Source organism: Phytohabitans flavus, from assembly GCF_011764545.1.
Lineage (GTDB): Bacteria > Actinomycetota > Actinomycetes > Mycobacteriales > Micromonosporaceae > Phytohabitans > Phytohabitans flavus.
Window position 1 is genome coordinate 3,845,285 of record NZ_AP022870.1, and the last position, 16,744, is coordinate 3,862,028.

The following is a 16,744-nucleotide window of genomic DNA, read 5'->3' on the forward strand; positions in this document are numbered from 1 at the left end:
ACCGACACCATGAGCTGGTCGGAACCTACTCTCACCAAGGTCACCGCGTGTCCGCGCACTGCGGTGGCGCACAGGGCTCGCAGGTCGGGCGGGACCCTGGACAGCTCGTCCGCCGGCCACCCGACAAGGAGGTCGGAGACGGGCCCCCATCCGGGGCTGGAGGAACTCGAAAGCCGACCGCCACGAGTTGGCCACGCAGCTTCGACGTAGGCGCGACGCTGGTCAGGTCCAGCGGCAGCGCGGCGGCCTCAAGCGGGCCCAGGTAGCGCAGGTCCCGCATCCCCTCTGCAGGTAGTGCGACGGCGACCACCACTGGGGCGTCCAGCAGAGGCCGGTCGAGATCGTCCACGGGCGGGGTGCCGGCCGGGCGGCCACTGAAGGTAACCGGCACCGGCGGCCACCGCAGATACCTGTCGGTCCGGTCGGCCAGTTCATCCGCCGTTACGTCGACCTTTGTCGGGTCGATGCGGACCGCGATGCTTGTGCCCGTTCGCGTGCGGTATCCGGTTTCCTTGTCGCGGCCAGCCCTCGGCATCGGGGTTGGGCGGTCCGGGCGCTGGCGGAGTACGAAGAACTCCTCGTCCCGGGCCAGCGAGAGCCGCAGCGGATCGCCCAGCGACCCGTCCGGGAGCTGGCGCAGGGTGGCGAGCTCCACCCGGTCGCCGGCGATGAAGCAGGACAGGACCCCGATACCGAAGCGGCTGATCGCCACGAAGTCCGCGTCCGGGCGGCCGCCGCGGGCCAGATCCGCGCGGAGCTCGGCCGAGTTGTAGTAGGAGCGGCCCACCCGCAGGAAGTACTCCAGCAACGTGTGCTCGTCCATGCCCACGCCGTCGTCGTCGACCCGTACCCACAGGAAGCCGTCGCCGTCCTCCCAGGCCGTTACCGCCACGCCGGGCTTCTCCGACGCGGGGACGTTGTCCAGGGCCTGCCGGAGGCGGACCGCGTCGATCGCGTTCTGGAGCAGCTCGCGGACGAAGACGTACGGGTCGTCGTAGAGCCGCTCGCCCATGAAGAGCTCCAGCACCGCCGCCCGGTCCAGCTCGAACCTGAACGCGCCGTACGTGTACCCCTGCCCCTCGACGTCGTGGCGGTCCACCTCGCCCGGCAGGGCGAGGTCGCGCCAGCGGGACGAGCAGGCGTCGAGCACCGGGCGGCAGCGGCGCAGCTCGTCGTCCACGACGTCGAGGAACGCGCGGATGTCGTGCTCGACCGCGGGATGGTCAGGGCCTGCGATGAAGCGCAGCGCGTAGTTGGGCGGCCGCGCGGACGGAAAGCGGAAGCCGTCGGCGAACAGGTGCTTGCGCCACTCGGCGTCGCTCCGGGCGTCGCGGTTGCTCCGGCGGGCGGCTAGGCCTAGGTGGTCGTAGATGGCGCGTGGGGTGCGGGAGGCGTCCAGGTCGAGGATGTCCGCCAGCCTCAGCAGGACCGCGCAGAGCCGCAGGTCGCACTCGGCGAGGAAATCTGGACGGAACTTGTCCGACTTGAGGTCGCTGGCCGCCAGGTTGTGGCTGCGGCACACCTCGCCCAGCTGCTTGAGCAGCCGCGCGTTCCCCCACACAAGGCGGTCCGACAGCCCGCTTAGGTGCTCGTACACGCGGTCGGCGTGGCGCGAGCGGCAGTACCCCTCCAGCACGTCCGGCGGTGGCTGCCCGCCGGCCGCGCGGACGGCGAGGTACGCCTCGTGGTGGGTGGACAGGTACTCGGCGAACTCTGGCTCGGTCGCGACCGCCGCGAGCTCGTCGGGGGTGTAGACCATGCCGATGTCGTGGTGGTACGCCGCGAGGATCAGCACCGCCGCCTCAAGGCCGCTCAGGTCGGTGACCCGCTCCCCCAGCAGGTCGCCCATGAGCCGCACGACGTTGGCCGCGTGCACCTCGTCGTGGAGCGTGTACGTCGGGAAGGTGTCCCGCACCAACCGGAGCTTGCCGGCGGCCTCCTCGGCCAGTTCCTTGACCAAAGGCGCACGGTCCCGCGCCTTTTCCCTGAGTACCGCCCAGATCGGGCCTTCTTCGATGTCCACACTCGACCTTCGCACGACGGGTGAGGTCGCACTCTAGCGAATGCCGGCAACGGAGTGTGTCTAGGAGAAGACGAACTATTCCAAGACCTGAGCTACCGCGATGCCCGCGGTGGTCCGGACCGCTGCTCCCGCGGCCTCACCCTCCGCGTCACAACCCGCAAGGACGGCTCGTCCGCGCTACAGATGGAAGTCGTCCGACAGATCTTGGTACTTAACCGCCCCGATAGGGGCCATTGCATACCACGATCGCTGGGACAAGCCCCAATCCCTCAACCCCGAAAGGTCTCTCGGTTCTTCGGAGAGCAAATGCGCGCGCCCAACCCCGGGCGGCTGCGCCGGCCCGGGACTCTGTTGGGTCGTGTGCCGCGGAGGGTGAGGCCGCGGGAGCAGCGGTCTGGACCACCGCGGGCGTCGCGGTAGCTCAGATGATCCGAAAGATCTTTAGGAGAAGACGACGAGCGCGACCCAGCCCGCCAGGATGACGCCGAGGATCAGGGCGAGCACCCAGGTGGGCACGCGGTGCTCGCCGCGGCGGTTGCGGGCGATCTCTTCGGCGATCTTCTGCTTCCGCCGCTCCACCATGCTCGGCTTGCGGGGCTCCGACGAGGGATCGGTCATGATGGGCCCCAGTCTCACATACTGGCGATCAGGCGCTCCACCCGCTCGTCGTACGCCCGGAAGGGGTCCTTGCACAGCACTGTGCGCTGGGCCTGGTCGTTCAGCTTCAGGTGCACCCAGTCGACGGTGAAGTCGCGCCGCTTCTCCTGGGCGTGCCGGATGAACTCGCCGCGCAGCCGCGCCCGGGTGGTCTGCGGCGGGGTCTCCTTCGCCTCGAAGATCTCCAGGTCGGTGGCGACCCGGTCGACCTGGCCGCGCCGCTCCAGCAGCCCATACAGCCCGCGGCCGCGGCGCAGGTCGTGGTAGGCGAGGTCCATCTGGGCGACCCGCGGGTGGGAGAGCGGCAGCTCGTGCTTCTCCTGGTACCGCTCGATCAGCTTGAGCTTGCTCACCCAGTCGATCTCGCGGGACACCGGGTCGAGGTTGCCGGTCTCGACGGCCCGCAGCACCCGGCCCCACAGCTCGACAACCCGCTTGGCGGTCTGGTCGCCGCCCCGGCGCTCGACGAACTCGGTCGCCTTCGACAGGTACTCCTGCTGGATCTCCAGCGCGCTGACCTCCTTGTTCGAGGCCAGGCGGACCTTGCGGCGGCCGGTGACGTCGTGTGAGACCTCGCGGATCGCCCGGATCGGGTTTTCCAGCGACAGGTCGCGCATCACCACGCCGGCCTCGATCATGCGGAGCACGATGTCGGCGCTGCCGACCTTGAGGAGGGTGGTGACCTCGTTCATGTTCGAGTCGCCGACGATGACGTGGAGGCGGCGGTACCGCTCGGCGTCCGCGTGCGGCTCGTCCCGGGTGTTGATGATCGGGCGGCTGCGCGTGGTGGCCGAGGAGACGCCCTCCCAGATGTGCTCGGCGCGCTGGGAGAGGCAGTAGACGGCCCCGCGCGGGGTCTGTAGCACCTTGCCGGCGCCGCAGATCAGCTGCCGCGTGACCAGGAACGGGATGAGCACGTCGGCCAGCCGGCCGAACTCGCCGTGCCGGGAGACCAGGTAGTTCTCGTGGCAGCCATACGAGTTGCCGGCCGAGTCGGTGTTGTTTTTGAACAGGTAGATCTCGCCCGCGATGCCCTCGTCGTGCAGCCGCTTTTCGGCGTCGACGAGCAGGCCCTCCAGGATCCGCTCGCCGGCCCGGTCGTGGGCGACCAGGTCGGAGACGGAGTCGCACTCGGGTGTGGCGTACTCGGGGTGGGAGCCGACGTCGAGGTAGAGCCGGGCGCCGTTACGCAGGAAGACGTTGCTGGAGCGCCCCCACGACACCACCCGGCGGAACAGGTAGCGGGCCACCTCGTCGGGAGACAACCGCCGCTGCCCCCGGTACGTGCAAGTGACGCCGTACTCGGTTTCGAGGCCGAAGATTCGCCGTTCCATGACAAGACACTATCTGTCGGAAGGCCCCGATCGTCACTCTGTCCGTGAGGTTTCGCTGCGCAGTGTTTCCGCGTACGCGCGGCACGTGTCGTACGACGGCAGGGTCCCGGCCTCCCGCGCCTCCGCGAGGCTGGGCGCCGACTCGTCCCGAGGCGACAGGATCGGCACCTCGGCCGGCCACTCGATGCCCAGCTCAGGGTCGAGCGGGTTGACCGTGTGCTCGCCCTTCGGGTTGTACGTGGTGGAGCAGAGGTACACGAACTCGGGGTCGTCGGTCACCGCGCAGTAGCCGTGGCCCAGCCCCTCGCTGAGGTACACCGCCTTACGCTCGACGTCGTCGAGCTGGACGGCCTCCCACCGGCCGAACGTCGGCGAGCCGACCCGGATGTCGACGATCACGTCGATCACCGTGCCGCGCGTGCAGGTGACGTACTTGGCCTGGCCGGGCGGCACGTCGGCGAAGTGGATGCCACGCACCACATTGCGCGCCGAGATCGACAGGTTGGCCTGGGCGAGGTTGAGCGGGTGCCCGACCACCTCGGCGAGGCGGTCGAAGCGGTACCACTCCATGAACGCACCGCGCGGGTCGGTGTGCTGCTGGGGCGTGATCTCCCACGCGCCTTCGATGCTGAGCTGACGAATCTTCATGACGGAAACCGTGCCACCGTAACGAACTCGTTGTACGTGAAAAGGGAACCCATGAACCGCGGGAACGGGAACGAATACTGCCGCTCCACCGTCAGCCCGAGGTCACCGCAGATCGCGGCGGCCTCGGCGAAGCCGACGAAGCGCACGTGGGTGGAGTCGCTCGCGTACCCCCGCTCCTGGGGGGTGATGAAGACAGCCTTGCCGCCCGGCTTGACGCAGGGCAGGTACGACTCGACGACCTTGCGGGCCTGCTCCTCGGGCATGTGCTCGAGGAGGTGGGCGGCGAGGATCGAGTCGAATGTCCCGGCCCGCTCGGACTCGAAGAACTCGTTGATCGTGTACGCCTCGAAGCCCTGGGCCCGCGCCACCTCGATCGAGGTGGGGTTGTGGTCCACGCCCACCCCGTTACCGCCGAGGTGGGCGAGGTTGCGGCCGAGGCCGCAACCCACGTCGAGGGTGCGCCCGAGGTTGAGCCGGCGGATGTTCCACCGGTACGGACGCTGGACGTCGAGGACCTGCTTCCACCGGGCACCCGTCACCCTCTGGAGGCGGTCGGTGTAGTCGGCACCCTGGGTGCTCGGCTTCTCCTGCTGCACGGGCGGTAAGCCTGTCAGACCCGACCAGCGGACCGCAACCGGGCACGCCTATACATATCTCGACCCCGTCCTTCGCGCTCAGCCGTGGTCGAGCAGGTCGAGCAGGTAGTCGCCGTAGCCACTCTTGGTCAGCGGCTCGGCCAACTCGCGCAGCTTCGCCGCGGACAGGAAGCCGGCCCGCCAGGCGACCTCCTCGACACAGCCGATCTTCAGGCCCTGCCGCTCCTCGATCACCCGCACGAACTCGGCGGCCTGCATCAGCGACGTGAACGTACCGGTGTCCAGCCACGCGGTGCCGCGGTCGAGCACCGTCACCGACAGCTCACCCCGCTCGCGGTACGCCTCGTTGACCGCGGTGATCTCCAGTTCACCCCGGTCGGAGGGCTTGAGACCGCGGGAGATCTCGACCACCCGGTTGTCGTAGAAGTACAGACCGGGGACCACGTAGCGGGACTTGGGCTGGGCCGGCTTCTCCTCAATGGACAGCACCCGGCCGTCGGCGTCGAACTCCACCACGCCGTACGCCTCCGGGTTGGCCACCGGGTAGGCGAACACCCGCCCGCCGCTCAGGTCGTCGTCGTGGCTGGCCAGCTGCGTACCGAGGCCCACGCCGTGGAAGATGTTGTCGCCGAGGATGAGGGCAACCGGCTCGTCACCGATGAAGTCCGCGCCGATGATGAACGCCTGCGCGATGCCCTCCGGCCGCGGCTGCGCGGCGTAGCGGAGGTCGAGCCCCCACTGGGAGCCATCGCCGAGCAGCCGCTGGAACTGCGACTGGTCCTCGGGCGTGGTGATGATCAGGACCTCCCGGATCCCGGCCATCACCAGCGTCGACAGGGGGTAATAGATCATCGGCTTGTCGAAGACCGGCATCAGCTGCTTCGAGACCGCCCGGGTGATCGGCCACAGCCGTGACCCGGTGCCGCCGGCGAGAAGGATTCCGCGCACCCCGGTACCTTAGCCGCACCGCGCCACGCTGAGTCACGCCGCCGCCAGGCGCCGGACCGCGCCACGCTGAGTCACGCTGCCGACAGGCCAGGCGGCGGTAACCTCGCTCTGCCTACTTGGCTCGGCTTTGGGTTCGCTCCGCTCCTCGGTCGCTAGCGCTCCCTGCGATGCTCACTCACCGTCGCCTCGCGTAGACTCCGGACCCTGTGAGACTCCTCGTCACCGGCGGAGCCGGGTTCATCGGGTCGGAGTACGTGCGTGAGCTGCTGCGCGGCACGCTACCGACCGCCGCGCCGACCGCGGTCACCGTGCTCGACAAGCTCACCTACTCGGGCAACCTCGCCAATCTCGAGCCGGTGCGCGACGACCCTCGCCTCCAGTTCGTGCAGGGCGACATCTGCGACGCCGCGCTCATCGACGACGTGGTGCGCGGTCACGACGTGATCGTGCACTTCGCGGCCGAGTCGCACGTCGACCGCTCGATCGAGGGCGCCGCGCCGTTCGTGACCACCAACGTGCTGGGCACGCAGACGCTGCTCGACGCCGCGCACCGGCACGGCACGGGACGGTTCGTGCACGTGAGCACCGACGAGGTGTACGGCTCGATCGCGCACGGCTCGTGGACCGAGGACTGGCCGCTCGCGCCGAACTCGCCGTACTCCGCCTCGAAGGCCGGCTCCGACCTGCTCGCGCTCGCGTACTTCCGCACCCACGGGCTCGACGTGGTGGTCACCCGCTGCTCGAACAACTACGGGCACTACCAGTACCCCGAGAAGGTCATCCCGCTCTTCGTCACCAACCTGCTGGACGGCGGCACCGTGCCGCTCTACGGCGACGGCGGCAACATCCGCGACTGGCTGCACGTGAAGGACCACTGTCGGGGAATCGCCCTCGTACAGGACAAGGGGCGGCCGGGCGAGGTCTACCACATCGGCGGCGGCACCGAGCTCACCAACCGCGAGCTCACCGAGCGCCTGGTCGAGGCCTGCGGCGCGACCTGGGAGAGCGTGCGGCCGGTGCCGGACCGCAAGGGCCACGACCGCCGCTACAGCCTCGACATCACCAAGATCAGTCAGGAGCTGGGGTACGCGCCGACGGTCGACCTCGTGACCGGCCTGGCCGAGACGGTGCGCTGGTACAGCGACAACCGCATCTGGTGGGAGCCACTCAAGGGATGACTCGAATTCTCGTCACCGGCTCGGGCGGCATGCTCGGGCAGGACCTGCTCGGCGTACTCAAGGATCGGCCGGACCTCGACGTGACCGCGCTCGCCCGCGCGGACCTCGACGTGACCGACGAGGCCGCGGTCCGTGCCGCCGTCACCGGCTACGACGCGGTGCTGAACGCCACGGCCTGGACCGACGTCGACGGCGCGGAGGAGCGCGAGGCCGAGGCCACCGCGGTCAACGGCGACGGCGCGGCCCACCTGGCCCGCGCCGCCGAGGCGACCGGGGCACGGCTGGTGCACGTCTCCACCGACTATGTCTTCCGGGGCGACGCGACAACGCCCTATCCGGAGGATGCGCCGACCGACCCAATCAACGCATATGGGCGCAGCAAGCTCGCCGGCGAGGAGGCCGTCCTCGCCGCCGGCGGGTACGTGGTGCGCACCGCCTGGCTGTACGGCGCGCACGGCCGCAACTTCGTCAGCACGATGCTGCGGCTGGCCGGCGAGCGGGACACGCTCGACGTGGTCAACGACCAGCGCGGCCAGCCGACCTGGTCGCGGGCGCTCGCCGAACGCCTTGTCGACCTGGCGTTTTCCGCCGACGCGCCGCCCGGGGTCTACCACGGCACGGCGAGTGGCGAGACCACCTGGTACGGCCTGGCCCGCGCCGTCTTCGCCCGTGCCGGTCACGACCCCGACCGGGTCCGCCCCACGACCAGTGACAAGTACGTGCGCCCCGCACCCCGCCCGTCATACAGCGTCCTCGGCCATGATCGTTGGGCCCGGGCCACCCTGACACCCATGCCACACTGGGAGGCGATGCTGACCGCCTACCTCGGGAGCCCCCGTGCCTGATCTGCCCCGGGTGAGTGCTGTTGTACTCGCTTGGCGTGCGGAGCCACTCTTGCGACGGTGCGTAGAGGCGCTGCTCGCGTCGGTCAAGGTCGATATCGAGGTCGTCCTTGTCGACAACGGCTGCACCAACCCGGACCTCCCCGATCTGGCCACCCTCCCCGACGTGGTCGTGACCGGATCTGGAGAGAATGTCGGCTTCTCCGCTGGTTGTAACGCGGGCGTCGCCGCCTCGTCAGGTGAGTTCGTCGCGCTCGTCAACGGCGACGCCATCGTCGAGCCCGCCGCGCTGGCCCGCTTGGTCGACGTGCTGGCCGACGAGAGCATCGGCCTGGCCGCCGGCGCGGTACGGCTGGCCGACGAGCCCGAGCTGCTCAACTCCCGCGGCAACGAGATCCACGTACTCGGCGTGAGCTGGGTGGGCGGCTTCCGCGAGCGTGAGACGCGCGCTGAGCCCACCGAGACCGCCGGGGCCATGGGCGCCTTCGTGGTCGCCCGCCGCGCCCACTGGGACCGCCTGGGCGGCTTCGACGACCAATACTTCGCGTACGTCGAGGACGCCGAGATCTCCCTGCGCACCTGGCGGCTCGGCCAGCGCGTGGTCAACGTCCCGGACGCGGTCGCGCTGCACGGGTACGAGTTCAGCAAGGTCAGCTTCAAGTTCTACCTGATCGAGCGCAACCGCCTGATGTTCGTCACCACCGTCTGGGGCGGCCGCGCGCTGGTGCTGCTGGGACCCCCGCTGCTGGCGCTGGAGCTGGTGATGATGCTGATGGCCGCGCGCGAGGGCTGGCTGAAGGACAAGCTCCGCGGCTACGGCTGGCTGTGGCGCCACCGCCGCCACGTCCGCGCCCGCCGCCGCGCCCTCCAGGCCGAGCGGGTGGTCCCCGACCGCGAGTGGATGCGCGTGCTGACCGACCGCTTCGACACCCCGCTCATCACCCCGCCCGGCGTCGGCTTCCTGAACGCGCTGATGACCACCTACTGGCGCATAGTCCGCCGCTGGGTCTGACCCCGCCCGCCGCCCCCGGCCCCAAGCCACGGACAAAGATCCAAAACCAAGGAGATCGAGCTACCGCGACGCCCGCTGTGGTCCAGACCGCCGCTCCCGCAGCCTCACCCTCCGCGCTCGGCAAGCTCACCCCTGGCCCGCGTCGGCCGACCGCGACCTTGTAGCCGCCGACTCTGACCGATGCCGGCCTTGCGGCCGACAGCGCGACCAGACCCGGAAGAACCTGTAGAGCTTCCGGAGTCGGGGTCATTGAGTCGTCCGCAGTCTCTTCCGCGGATCTGCTCCGCGTCGGGATCTGAGCCGCCACGATGTCCGTCACCGTGTCGCGAGGGGGTGGCTTTGTGAGGACTTGTGGTCGCCCTGGCAGCCACAAGTCCTCACAAAGCCCGACGAGTCAGTCCCGCTATGAGGGCTCTGATGATCGTTCGCCCAGAATCCGCGTCGGCGTGTCGTGTAGATATCGGGCGACCGATCACCACCGAGGTCACCACCAGCAGCGACGCCAGGCGCGCACCCAGCACCCACCCTCAGCGCCATCCCGGAGGCCGGAGATCCCCGCCGGAGGCAAGAAATGGGGTAACCGCAAACCCCGAGCGACGCAGCGCGACCCCACCACCTTTGATCCGAAGGATCTCTAGATCTTGTCGACTTCTTGCCGCCAGGACGACAGGAAGTCGACAAGATCTCTTGGGCTTGGCAGCAGCGGGACGTCAGGTGGCTGATTTGTCCGCATATTGCGGGCTTCGGAACTGAGTGCCGCCGGCCCTGCGGCGACCGAAAACCCCTGGTTTCCCTCGATCGCCCCGGCGGGGCGGAGCAGGTTCGTGATCGTGGTACTCAGCTGTCGCCATAGGAGCAGTCAAATACCACGATCTGCCGGATTGCGTCCGGCTGGAGCCCCGATCAAGGGAAACGTGCGGCCAGCCTCCGATCGGCACGTAGGACAGGCGGCGGCTGCGGCCTCACCGACCACAATGCTGGGCGGGGGTTGGATCGTGGACCGCGAAGGGGCGAGGCCGCAGGCGGGTCAGCCGGCCGCCACTGGCCCGGACTTCTGGGCGCGGCCGTGCTGGGCGCATCGATGCGCCCAGCACCCCTGGTGGCAGGGGGCCGCGTCCGGGGCCACAGTCGTGGGTCTGCGGCTGGGCGCGGCGACGCGCCCAGCTCGACAGCTCGCGAGAACAGGAACAGCCGGGGGTTGGGCTTGCACCGCGGACCCGGCAGCGGAGGTCGGAGATCTCGGCGAGCGCCAGCGAGCCGCCGACCTCCGCGGTGCCCGCGGGAGCATACGGTCCGCAGCTGACGCGGACCGGGGAAAAGCTCAGCTCCTGGTTTGAGCCGCGCCCTACTCCTTGGACTCGCCCTCGGCCTCGTCGATGTCGTCCAGGATCTCCAGGTCGTCGGAGCCGGCCGACTGGGTCGGCGCCTTCCGCTCCTGAGCCGGTGGCGGCTCCGAGGGCGACTCGGTGACGTCCGTCTCCTCCTCGGCCGGGGCGGCCTCGGTGAGCAGCGACGTCAGGGCGACCCCGGTGATCCGGCGGAACGTGCGTCCCGTGCGGCGCCGGTCGAGCACCGCCACCTCGAGCTGCCCGGCGCCGAGCGTGCGCGGCTGCCCGCCCTCGCCGCCGACGCTGCCCAGCGCCTTCACTGCCAGCCGCACCGCCTCGCCGAGCGACAGGTCGACCCGGTGGGCCTCCTTCAGCGCGCCGGAGATGGCCTCGGCCTGGCCGCCCATCGCCATCACACCGGGCTCGTCCTGCACCGATCCGTCGTACGTGATCCGGTAGATCTCGTCCGCCTCGGCCGTGGCGCCCACCTCGGCGACGCAGATCTCCACCTCGTACGCCTTCACCTGCTCGGTGAAGATGGCGCCGAGCGCGTGCGCGTACGCGTTGGCGATCGCGCGGCCGGTGACGTCGCGGCGGTCGTAGCTGTACCCGTCGAGGTCGGCCTTCCGCACGCCGGCGCGGCGCAGGTTTTCGAACTCGTTGTACCGCCCCACGGCCGCGAACCCGATGCGGTCGTAGATCTCGCTCACCTTGCGCAGCGAGGTGAGGTTTTCCGCGACGAACAGCACCCCGCCCTCGTACGTGAGCACCACGGCGCTGCGACCGCGGGAGATGCCCTTGCGGGCGTGCTCCGAGCGGTCGCGCATGATCTGCTCGGGTGAGGCGTAGAACTGCATTGCCACGACGGCGGCTCTCCTTCAGGCGAGATAAGGGCGGAGACCAGGTTGGCGCTGGGTCAGCCGCCGATGTTCTCCATGCGGCGGGCGACGACGGCCTCGGCTATCGCGCCGACCTCCTCGTCGGTGTGGCGGCGGGTCCCCTCGGTGGTCGCGCTCATGACCACCGGGTAGATCTTGCGGGTCAGGTCCGGGCCGCCGGTGGCGGTGTCGTCGTCGGCCGCGTCGTACAGCGCCTCCACGCCGAGCGTCACCGCCTCGTCGACGGACAGGCCGGTACGGTACCGCTTCTTGAGCGCCGACTTGGCGAAGAGCGAGCCGGAGCCGATCCCGTCGTACCCGGTCTCCTCGTAGAGGCCACCGGCCACGTCGAAGCTGAAGATGCGCCCCACCTTGGTCGGGTCGGTGGCCGCGAGGTCCACGCCGGCGAAGATCGGGACGACCGCGAGGCCCTGCATGGCCGCGCCGAGGTTGTTGCGCACGAGCGCGGCGAGGCGGTTGGCCTTGCCGTCGAGCGAGAGCATCGCGCCCTCGATCTTCTCGTAGTGCTCGAGCTCCACCTGGAACAGCTTGATCAGCTCGATGCCGACGCCCGCGGTGCCGGCCATGCCCACCAGCGAGTACGGGTCGGCCGGGTGCACCTTTTCGATGTCGCGGCTGGCGATCAGGTTGCCCGCGGTCGCGCGCCGGTCACCGGCCATCACCACGCCGCCCGCGCAGACGATCGAGACGACCGTGGTCGCGTGCGGCGCGAGGTCCGCCGAGTATCCCGGCGGGAGCGGACGGCGGCCGGGCAGCAGCTCGGGCGCGTTCAGGCTGAGAAACTGCGTGAAGGAGGACGTCCCCGGGTTCGCGAAAAAATCTGGTAGACGCCGGGATGGATCAAAACCCGCTGGCACGTGCTTCCCTTCAGGTAGGTGATCGCCTTGGCAAGATACTCCACATCGTCCCGGTGGAGATCCTCACCGTTACCGGCGCGGTGAAGCTGGTGCGAGCGGACGGGCCGCTCGCACAGGGGGTGAATCGGACAAAAGCTATCACTCTCCCCCCTTCTGGACGTACCCCTGACGAATTCTTCTGCGTTTTCCTCGAGCACGGAGTCGATCTCGTCGAGGAGGTCGTCGACGTCCTCGGTGATCTCGGCGTGGCGCTCGGCAACCTCAGGGTTGGCTTCGGGGGCCGGGGCCTCGTCGACTTCCTCGTCGCGGCGGGCCTTGCCGGACTGCGACTGACCGCCGGTGTCACGGGTAGCCATCGGGTCCTCCTCAACATCGCTTGCTGAAAAACTACCTCGCCCGTGCCACGGAAAAGCCGCGCCGCGCAGACGTTTCGCGGATGGCGGAGCGGTCACCCGCCCGTGATCGCCTCGAGCAGGTCCTTGGCGCTGGCGCAGCGGTCGAAGAGGGCACCGACATGCTTGCGGGTCCCGCGCTCGGGCTCCATCATGGGCACCCGCACGAGCGACTCCCGCCCCACGTCGAAGATGACCGAGTCCCAGCTGGCGGCGACCACCTCGGAGGCGTACTGGGCGAGGCAGCGCCCCCGGAAGTACGCCCGGGTGTCCTCCGGCGGGTCGACCATCGCGCGGCGGGTCTGCTCGTCCTCCAGCAGCGTCTTCATCGAGCCGCGGGCGACCAGGCGGTGGTAGAGGCCCTTTTCCGGGCGGACGTCCGAGTACTGGAGGTCGACGAGCTGGAGCTTGTGCGAGGCCCAGCCGAGCTTCTCCCGCTCCCGGTAGCCCTCCAGCAGCCGCAGCTTGGCCACCCAGTCGAGCTCGTCGGCGCAGAGCATCGGGTCGCGGCCGAGGCGGTCGAGCACGCTCTCCCAGCGGGCCAGGACGTCGATGGTGGCGGCGTCGGCGTCCGCGCCGTACCGCTCGTCCACAAAGGACTTGGTCCGCTCGAAGTAGGCCCACTGGAGGTCGAGCGCGGTGAGCCGGCGCCCGTCGCGCAGCCGCATCAGGTGGGTGAGCGAGGGGTCGTGGCTGACCGCCTTGAGCTCGGAGACCGGGTCGGCGATGCCGAGGTCGGGCGTGAGCGCCTTTTCCTCGATCATCGTGAGCACCAGCGCGGTGGCGCCCACCTTGAGGTACGTGGAGATCTCGGAGAGGTTGGCGTCGCCGATGATCACGTGCAGCCGCCGGTACTTGTCGGCGTCGGCGTGCGGCTCGTCCCGGGTGTTGATGATGGGGCGCTTGAGCGTGGTCTCCAGCCCCACCTCGACCTCGAAGAAGTCGGCACGCTGCGAGATCTGGAAGCCGGGCTGCGACCCGTCCTGCCCGATCCCCACCCGCCCCGCGCCGCACACGATCTGGCGGGTGACGAAGAACGGCGTCAGGTACGCCACGATGTCCGCGAATGGCGTCTGGCGGCGCATCAGGTAGTTTTCGTGCGCGCCGTAGCTGGCGCCTTTGTTGTCGGTGTTGTTCTTGTACAGGTGGATCGGGTGCGTGCCGGGGATGGTGGCGGCACGCCGTGACGCCTCGGCCATCACGCGCTCGCCGGCCTTGTCCCACTTGACCACGTCGAGCGGATTTGTCACCTCGGGCGTCGAGTACTCCGGGTGCGCGTGATCCACATACAGCCGGGCGCCGTTGGTGAGGATCACGTTGGCCAGGCCCAGATCCTCGTCGGCCAGTGCCTCGGCGGGGTCGTAGGCTGCCCCGGAATAGGTGAAGCCGCGCGCGTCCCGTAGCGGCGACTCTTCCTCGTAGTCCCACCGCGCCCGCCCGCCGCGGGTCAGCTCGGGCCGGGCTCCATACGCGTTGACCACCTGGGACGAGGTGACCATCGGGTTGGCCCCGGGCTGGCCGGGCACCGAGATGCCGTACTCGACCTCGGTTCCCATGATCCGCCGAACACTCATGCCTTGCCTACCTCACTGCCGCCCAGGTGCGTACGCGCCACCTGTCGAGCGTAGTCCGCCGGTAGCGCTCCGCGCTGCACCGCACCGGGTGGGGTTGCGCAGACTCTGCGGGACTACGCTCCCGGTATCATGACGCGGCCCAGTAGGCGGCGCACGGCAAACGTCCAGCGACCAGGCAAGGGAGCGTAGCGGGTGGGCGAGCTGACGGTCACGAGAGCCGTCCCGTCGGACGAGGAGAAGAAGGCCGCGGTGCCGGCCCCCTCGGCCGAAGAGCAACCCACCAAGGCGCCGGCGAGAAGGTTGCGCCTGCCGTCCGGACCGTTCGCGTGGGGCGCTCTGGTGGTGCTGGCGGCGACCGTCACCGCGATGATCTGGACGTACGCGAAGACGCACCAGATCTTCCCCGACTCCCAGTGGTACTTGATCTATACGTATCGCTACATGGGGTACGACAACGCGCACGGCGAGCAGATCGTGATGGACTACATCCGCGAGAACGCCACCTTCAAGCCGTACGACTACCTGTGGGCGTCCCAGCCGTTCACCCTCAGCTACCGACCTCGGGTGCTGCTGCCGCTGCTGTCGGTCCCGTGGGTGGCGCTCTTCGGCCCCGGCGGCATCGTGGTGGTGCCGGGCATCGCGTTCGTCGTCGCGATGTACCTGATCTACCGCTTCGCCACCGTGCACGCCTCGGTCCCCGCCTCGATGGCGGCCGGCGTGCTCGCGGTCGCCTCCCCGCTGATCGCCAAGTGGTGCGTCGGCGGCCTGACCGACTCGCTCGCGCTGCTGCTGCACACCGCGACACTGCTGCTGCTCCCCTGGCGCAAGCCGGCGACCAAGTGGACGGTGGCGGGCCTGGCGCTTGTCACGTTCCTGGTCGGCACCGCGCGGGTCATCACGCCGTACACGGTGGCCACGGTCGCCGCGGTGTGGCTCTGGGCGATGCTGTGCGACCGCGGCCGCTGGCGCTCCTGGACCGCGGCCGCCGCCGGTGCCGCGGCCGGCGTGGTCGCCGGGGCCATCTGGAGCAAGGTGATCAGCGAGCCGCTGAGCAGCACCGACCACTTCTACAGCATGACCGGGGGCCGGGCCCGCACGGTGACCGAGGCGATGCCGTGGTACCGCGAGGTGGTGCCCACCGCGCTCGCCAAGGAGGCCACCATCGTGCTCTCCAGCTGGCCGCTTGTGCTGCTGCTGGTGCTGTCGATCGTGGCCAGCGTGGTCGCGTGGCGCACGGTGGTCCCGTGGCTGGTGCTGTCCGCGTGGGTCGGTGCCACCGGCATCTTCCTCATCGCGCCCTTCACGACCATGTTCCGGTACGAGCTGCCGATGCTGCCCGCGCTGGTGGTGGCGGTGGCGGTGCTCCTCGACCGCGTCGCGAAGGGCCTGCTGCCGGCTTTCCGACGCGCCACCCCCGAGCCGGCCTCACCCGCCAGCGCCAGCGGCTGAGCGCAGCAGCGCGTCGGCGGCCGCCGTCCGCGCATAGAGGACCACCCGCCCGTCGCGGTGCGCGGCCGTCAGGCCGGCCGCCCGCAACGCGGTCAGCTGGGCGGAGACGCTGCCTGCGGCCAGGCCCGTCCGGGCCGCCAGGTCCGTGGTGGACGCGGGGGTACCGAGCTCGGCGAGCAGCCGCGCCCGCGTCGCCCCGAGCACACCGGCCAGCGCGGCGGGCGGCGCCGCACCGCCGGTCTCCCACAGCGTTGCCACACCCCTCGCCGGGTACGTGAGCATCGGCTGCCGCCACGGCGCGCTGGCCGAGTAGACACCCGGCCAGCAGAAGATCGACGGTACGAGCAGCAGCCCGTCCTCCAGGGAGGTGCGCGCGGCGCGCAGGCTGTGGTGCGCCACCCGCATAGTGCCGCCGGACCAGCTCACCCGAGGGTGGAGGTCGGCGAAGAGGCGGTCCAGGCCGCCCTCGGCGATGCGCTTGGCGCGGTAGCGGACGTCGCCGTCGAGGACCCGCCGCATGCGCGGCCAGTGCGGCGCGATCGCGACCTCCCAGTACGCCTCGATCTGCTCGGCCAGGCGGCGCAGCCCGGCTCTGGGCCGGTCGTGGAGCGCGCGCACCGCCGGAGTGTCCCGGGTCGCCACGGGTAGGCGGTCGATCCCGGCGCGCACCCGGGCGGCCGGCGCGGCGCGCAGCTGGGCCAGCTCGGTGCCGAGCTCGGGCTCGAGGGTGACGTCGCGGGGTGTGAAGAAGTCCGGCAGGTACGTGGTCGGCACCGGCACGAGCGCGGCCAGCAGGTCGAGGTCGAGGGCAGCGACCGCTGGCCTGGTGGCGGTGACCCAGGGCAGGTGGAGGGCGTGGCTGGCCGGGTCGCCGAGCGTCCGGACGCTCTGCACGACCTCCTTGACCACCGAGTACGCGAACCGCGTGCGCCCGGCCGCCGGTGCGGACAGGGTCAGGGTGAACTGCTCCACGATTTGGCTCCAGTCGAATCCATCGCTCCGCCGCC

14 protein-coding genes and 1 pseudogene are annotated in these 16,744 nt (G+C 70.1%); 4 read left to right on the plus strand and 11 right to left on the minus strand.

Features of this window, described 5'->3' with window-relative positions:
• Positions 1-40: 40 nt before the first annotated feature.
• From Pflav_RS16705 to rfbA, 6 genes are all read right to left on the minus strand, one after another.
• Positions 41-2,023: an HD domain-containing protein gene (locus Pflav_RS16705; RefSeq protein WP_173036995.1), complete on the minus strand. Its 1,983-nt coding sequence runs from the start codon at positions 2,021-2,023 to the stop codon at positions 41-43.
• A 441-nt stretch (positions 2,024-2,464) separates the two neighbouring features.
• Positions 2,465-2,641: a hypothetical protein gene (locus Pflav_RS16710; protein ID WP_173036996.1), complete on the minus strand. Its 177-nt coding sequence runs from the start codon at positions 2,639-2,641 to the stop codon at positions 2,465-2,467.
• Positions 2,642-2,655: 14 nt separating this feature from the next.
• Positions 2,656-4,014, minus strand: a complete 1,359-nt coding sequence (pafA, locus tag Pflav_RS16715; protein WP_173036997.1) for a Pup--protein ligase — start codon at positions 4,012-4,014, stop codon at positions 2,656-2,658.
• A 33-nt stretch (positions 4,015-4,047) separates the two neighbouring features.
• Positions 4,048-4,662, minus strand: coding sequence for a dTDP-4-dehydrorhamnose 3,5-epimerase family protein (locus tag Pflav_RS16720; protein WP_173036998.1), 615 nt, complete (start codon positions 4,660-4,662; stop codon positions 4,048-4,050).
• Positions 4,659-5,258, minus strand: a complete 600-nt coding sequence (locus Pflav_RS16725; protein WP_173036999.1) for a class I SAM-dependent methyltransferase — start codon at positions 5,256-5,258, stop codon at positions 4,659-4,661. Before Pflav_RS16725 ends, Pflav_RS16720 begins: the two co-directional genes overlap by 4 nt.
• 78 nt (positions 5,259-5,336) lie before the next feature.
• Positions 5,337-6,206 carry a glucose-1-phosphate thymidylyltransferase RfbA gene (gene rfbA / locus Pflav_RS16730; RefSeq protein WP_173037000.1) on the minus strand — a complete coding sequence of 290 codons (870 nt, stop codon included), beginning with the start codon at positions 6,204-6,206 and terminating at the stop codon, positions 5,337-5,339.
• Between the two features lie 206 nt (positions 6,207-6,412).
• On the opposite strand from rfbA, the gene rfbB reads away from it, so the two are divergent.
• Genes rfbB through Pflav_RS16745 form a run of 3 tightly spaced genes read left to right on the plus strand, consistent with a single transcriptional unit; the run spans position 6,413 to position 9,238 of the window.
• On the plus strand, positions 6,413-7,384 hold the full coding sequence (gene rfbB / locus Pflav_RS16735) for a dTDP-glucose 4,6-dehydratase (protein ID WP_173037001.1): 972 nt from the start codon (positions 6,413-6,415) through the stop codon (positions 7,382-7,384).
• Positions 7,381-8,229, plus strand: coding sequence for a dTDP-4-dehydrorhamnose reductase (gene rfbD, locus Pflav_RS16740; RefSeq protein WP_173037002.1), 849 nt, complete (start codon positions 7,381-7,383; stop codon positions 8,227-8,229). The genes rfbB and rfbD overlap by 4 nt, the downstream gene beginning before the upstream one ends.
• Before the next feature lie 10 nt (positions 8,230-8,239).
• On the plus strand, positions 8,240-9,238 hold the full coding sequence (locus tag Pflav_RS16745) for a glycosyltransferase family 2 protein (RefSeq protein ID WP_269474625.1): 999 nt from the start codon (positions 8,240-8,242) through the stop codon (positions 9,236-9,238).
• Between the two features lie 1,345 nt (positions 9,239-10,583).
• Here the strand turns inward: Pflav_RS16745 and prcA are convergent.
• The 4 genes and pseudogenes from prcA to dop form a co-directional block, all read right to left on the minus strand.
• A complete protein-coding gene (gene prcA / locus Pflav_RS16750; RefSeq protein ID WP_173037004.1) occupies positions 10,584-11,429 on the minus strand; it encodes a proteasome subunit alpha in 846 nt (281 codons plus the stop codon).
• 53 nt (positions 11,430-11,482) lie between these two features.
• Positions 11,483-12,322, minus strand: coding sequence for a proteasome subunit beta (gene prcB, locus Pflav_RS16755; protein ID WP_173037005.1), 840 nt, complete (start codon positions 12,320-12,322; stop codon positions 11,483-11,485).
• A 138-nt stretch (positions 12,323-12,460) separates the two neighbouring features.
• A pseudogene (locus Pflav_RS16760) lies at positions 12,461-12,678 on the minus strand (ubiquitin-like protein Pup).
• Positions 12,679-12,770: 92 nt separating this feature from the next.
• Positions 12,771-14,288, minus strand: coding sequence for a depupylase/deamidase Dop (dop, locus tag Pflav_RS16765; protein WP_345073541.1), 1,518 nt, complete (start codon positions 14,286-14,288; stop codon positions 12,771-12,773).
• 192 nt (positions 14,289-14,480) lie between these two features.
• Between dop and Pflav_RS16770 the strand changes: the two genes are divergently transcribed.
• Positions 14,481-15,737 carry a hypothetical protein gene (locus Pflav_RS16770; protein ID WP_173037006.1) on the plus strand — a complete coding sequence of 419 codons (1,257 nt, stop codon included), beginning with the start codon at positions 14,481-14,483 and terminating at the stop codon, positions 15,735-15,737.
• On the opposite strand, the gene Pflav_RS16775 is transcribed toward Pflav_RS16770, so the two are convergent.
• The gene (locus Pflav_RS16775) at positions 15,714-16,709 is read right to left on the minus strand and encodes an ArsR/SmtB family transcription factor (protein WP_232071502.1); all 996 of its coding nucleotides are present in this window, start codon (positions 16,707-16,709) and stop codon (positions 15,714-15,716) included. The genes Pflav_RS16770 and Pflav_RS16775 overlap by 24 nt on opposite strands.
• Between the last annotated feature and the right edge of the window lie 35 nt (positions 16,710-16,744).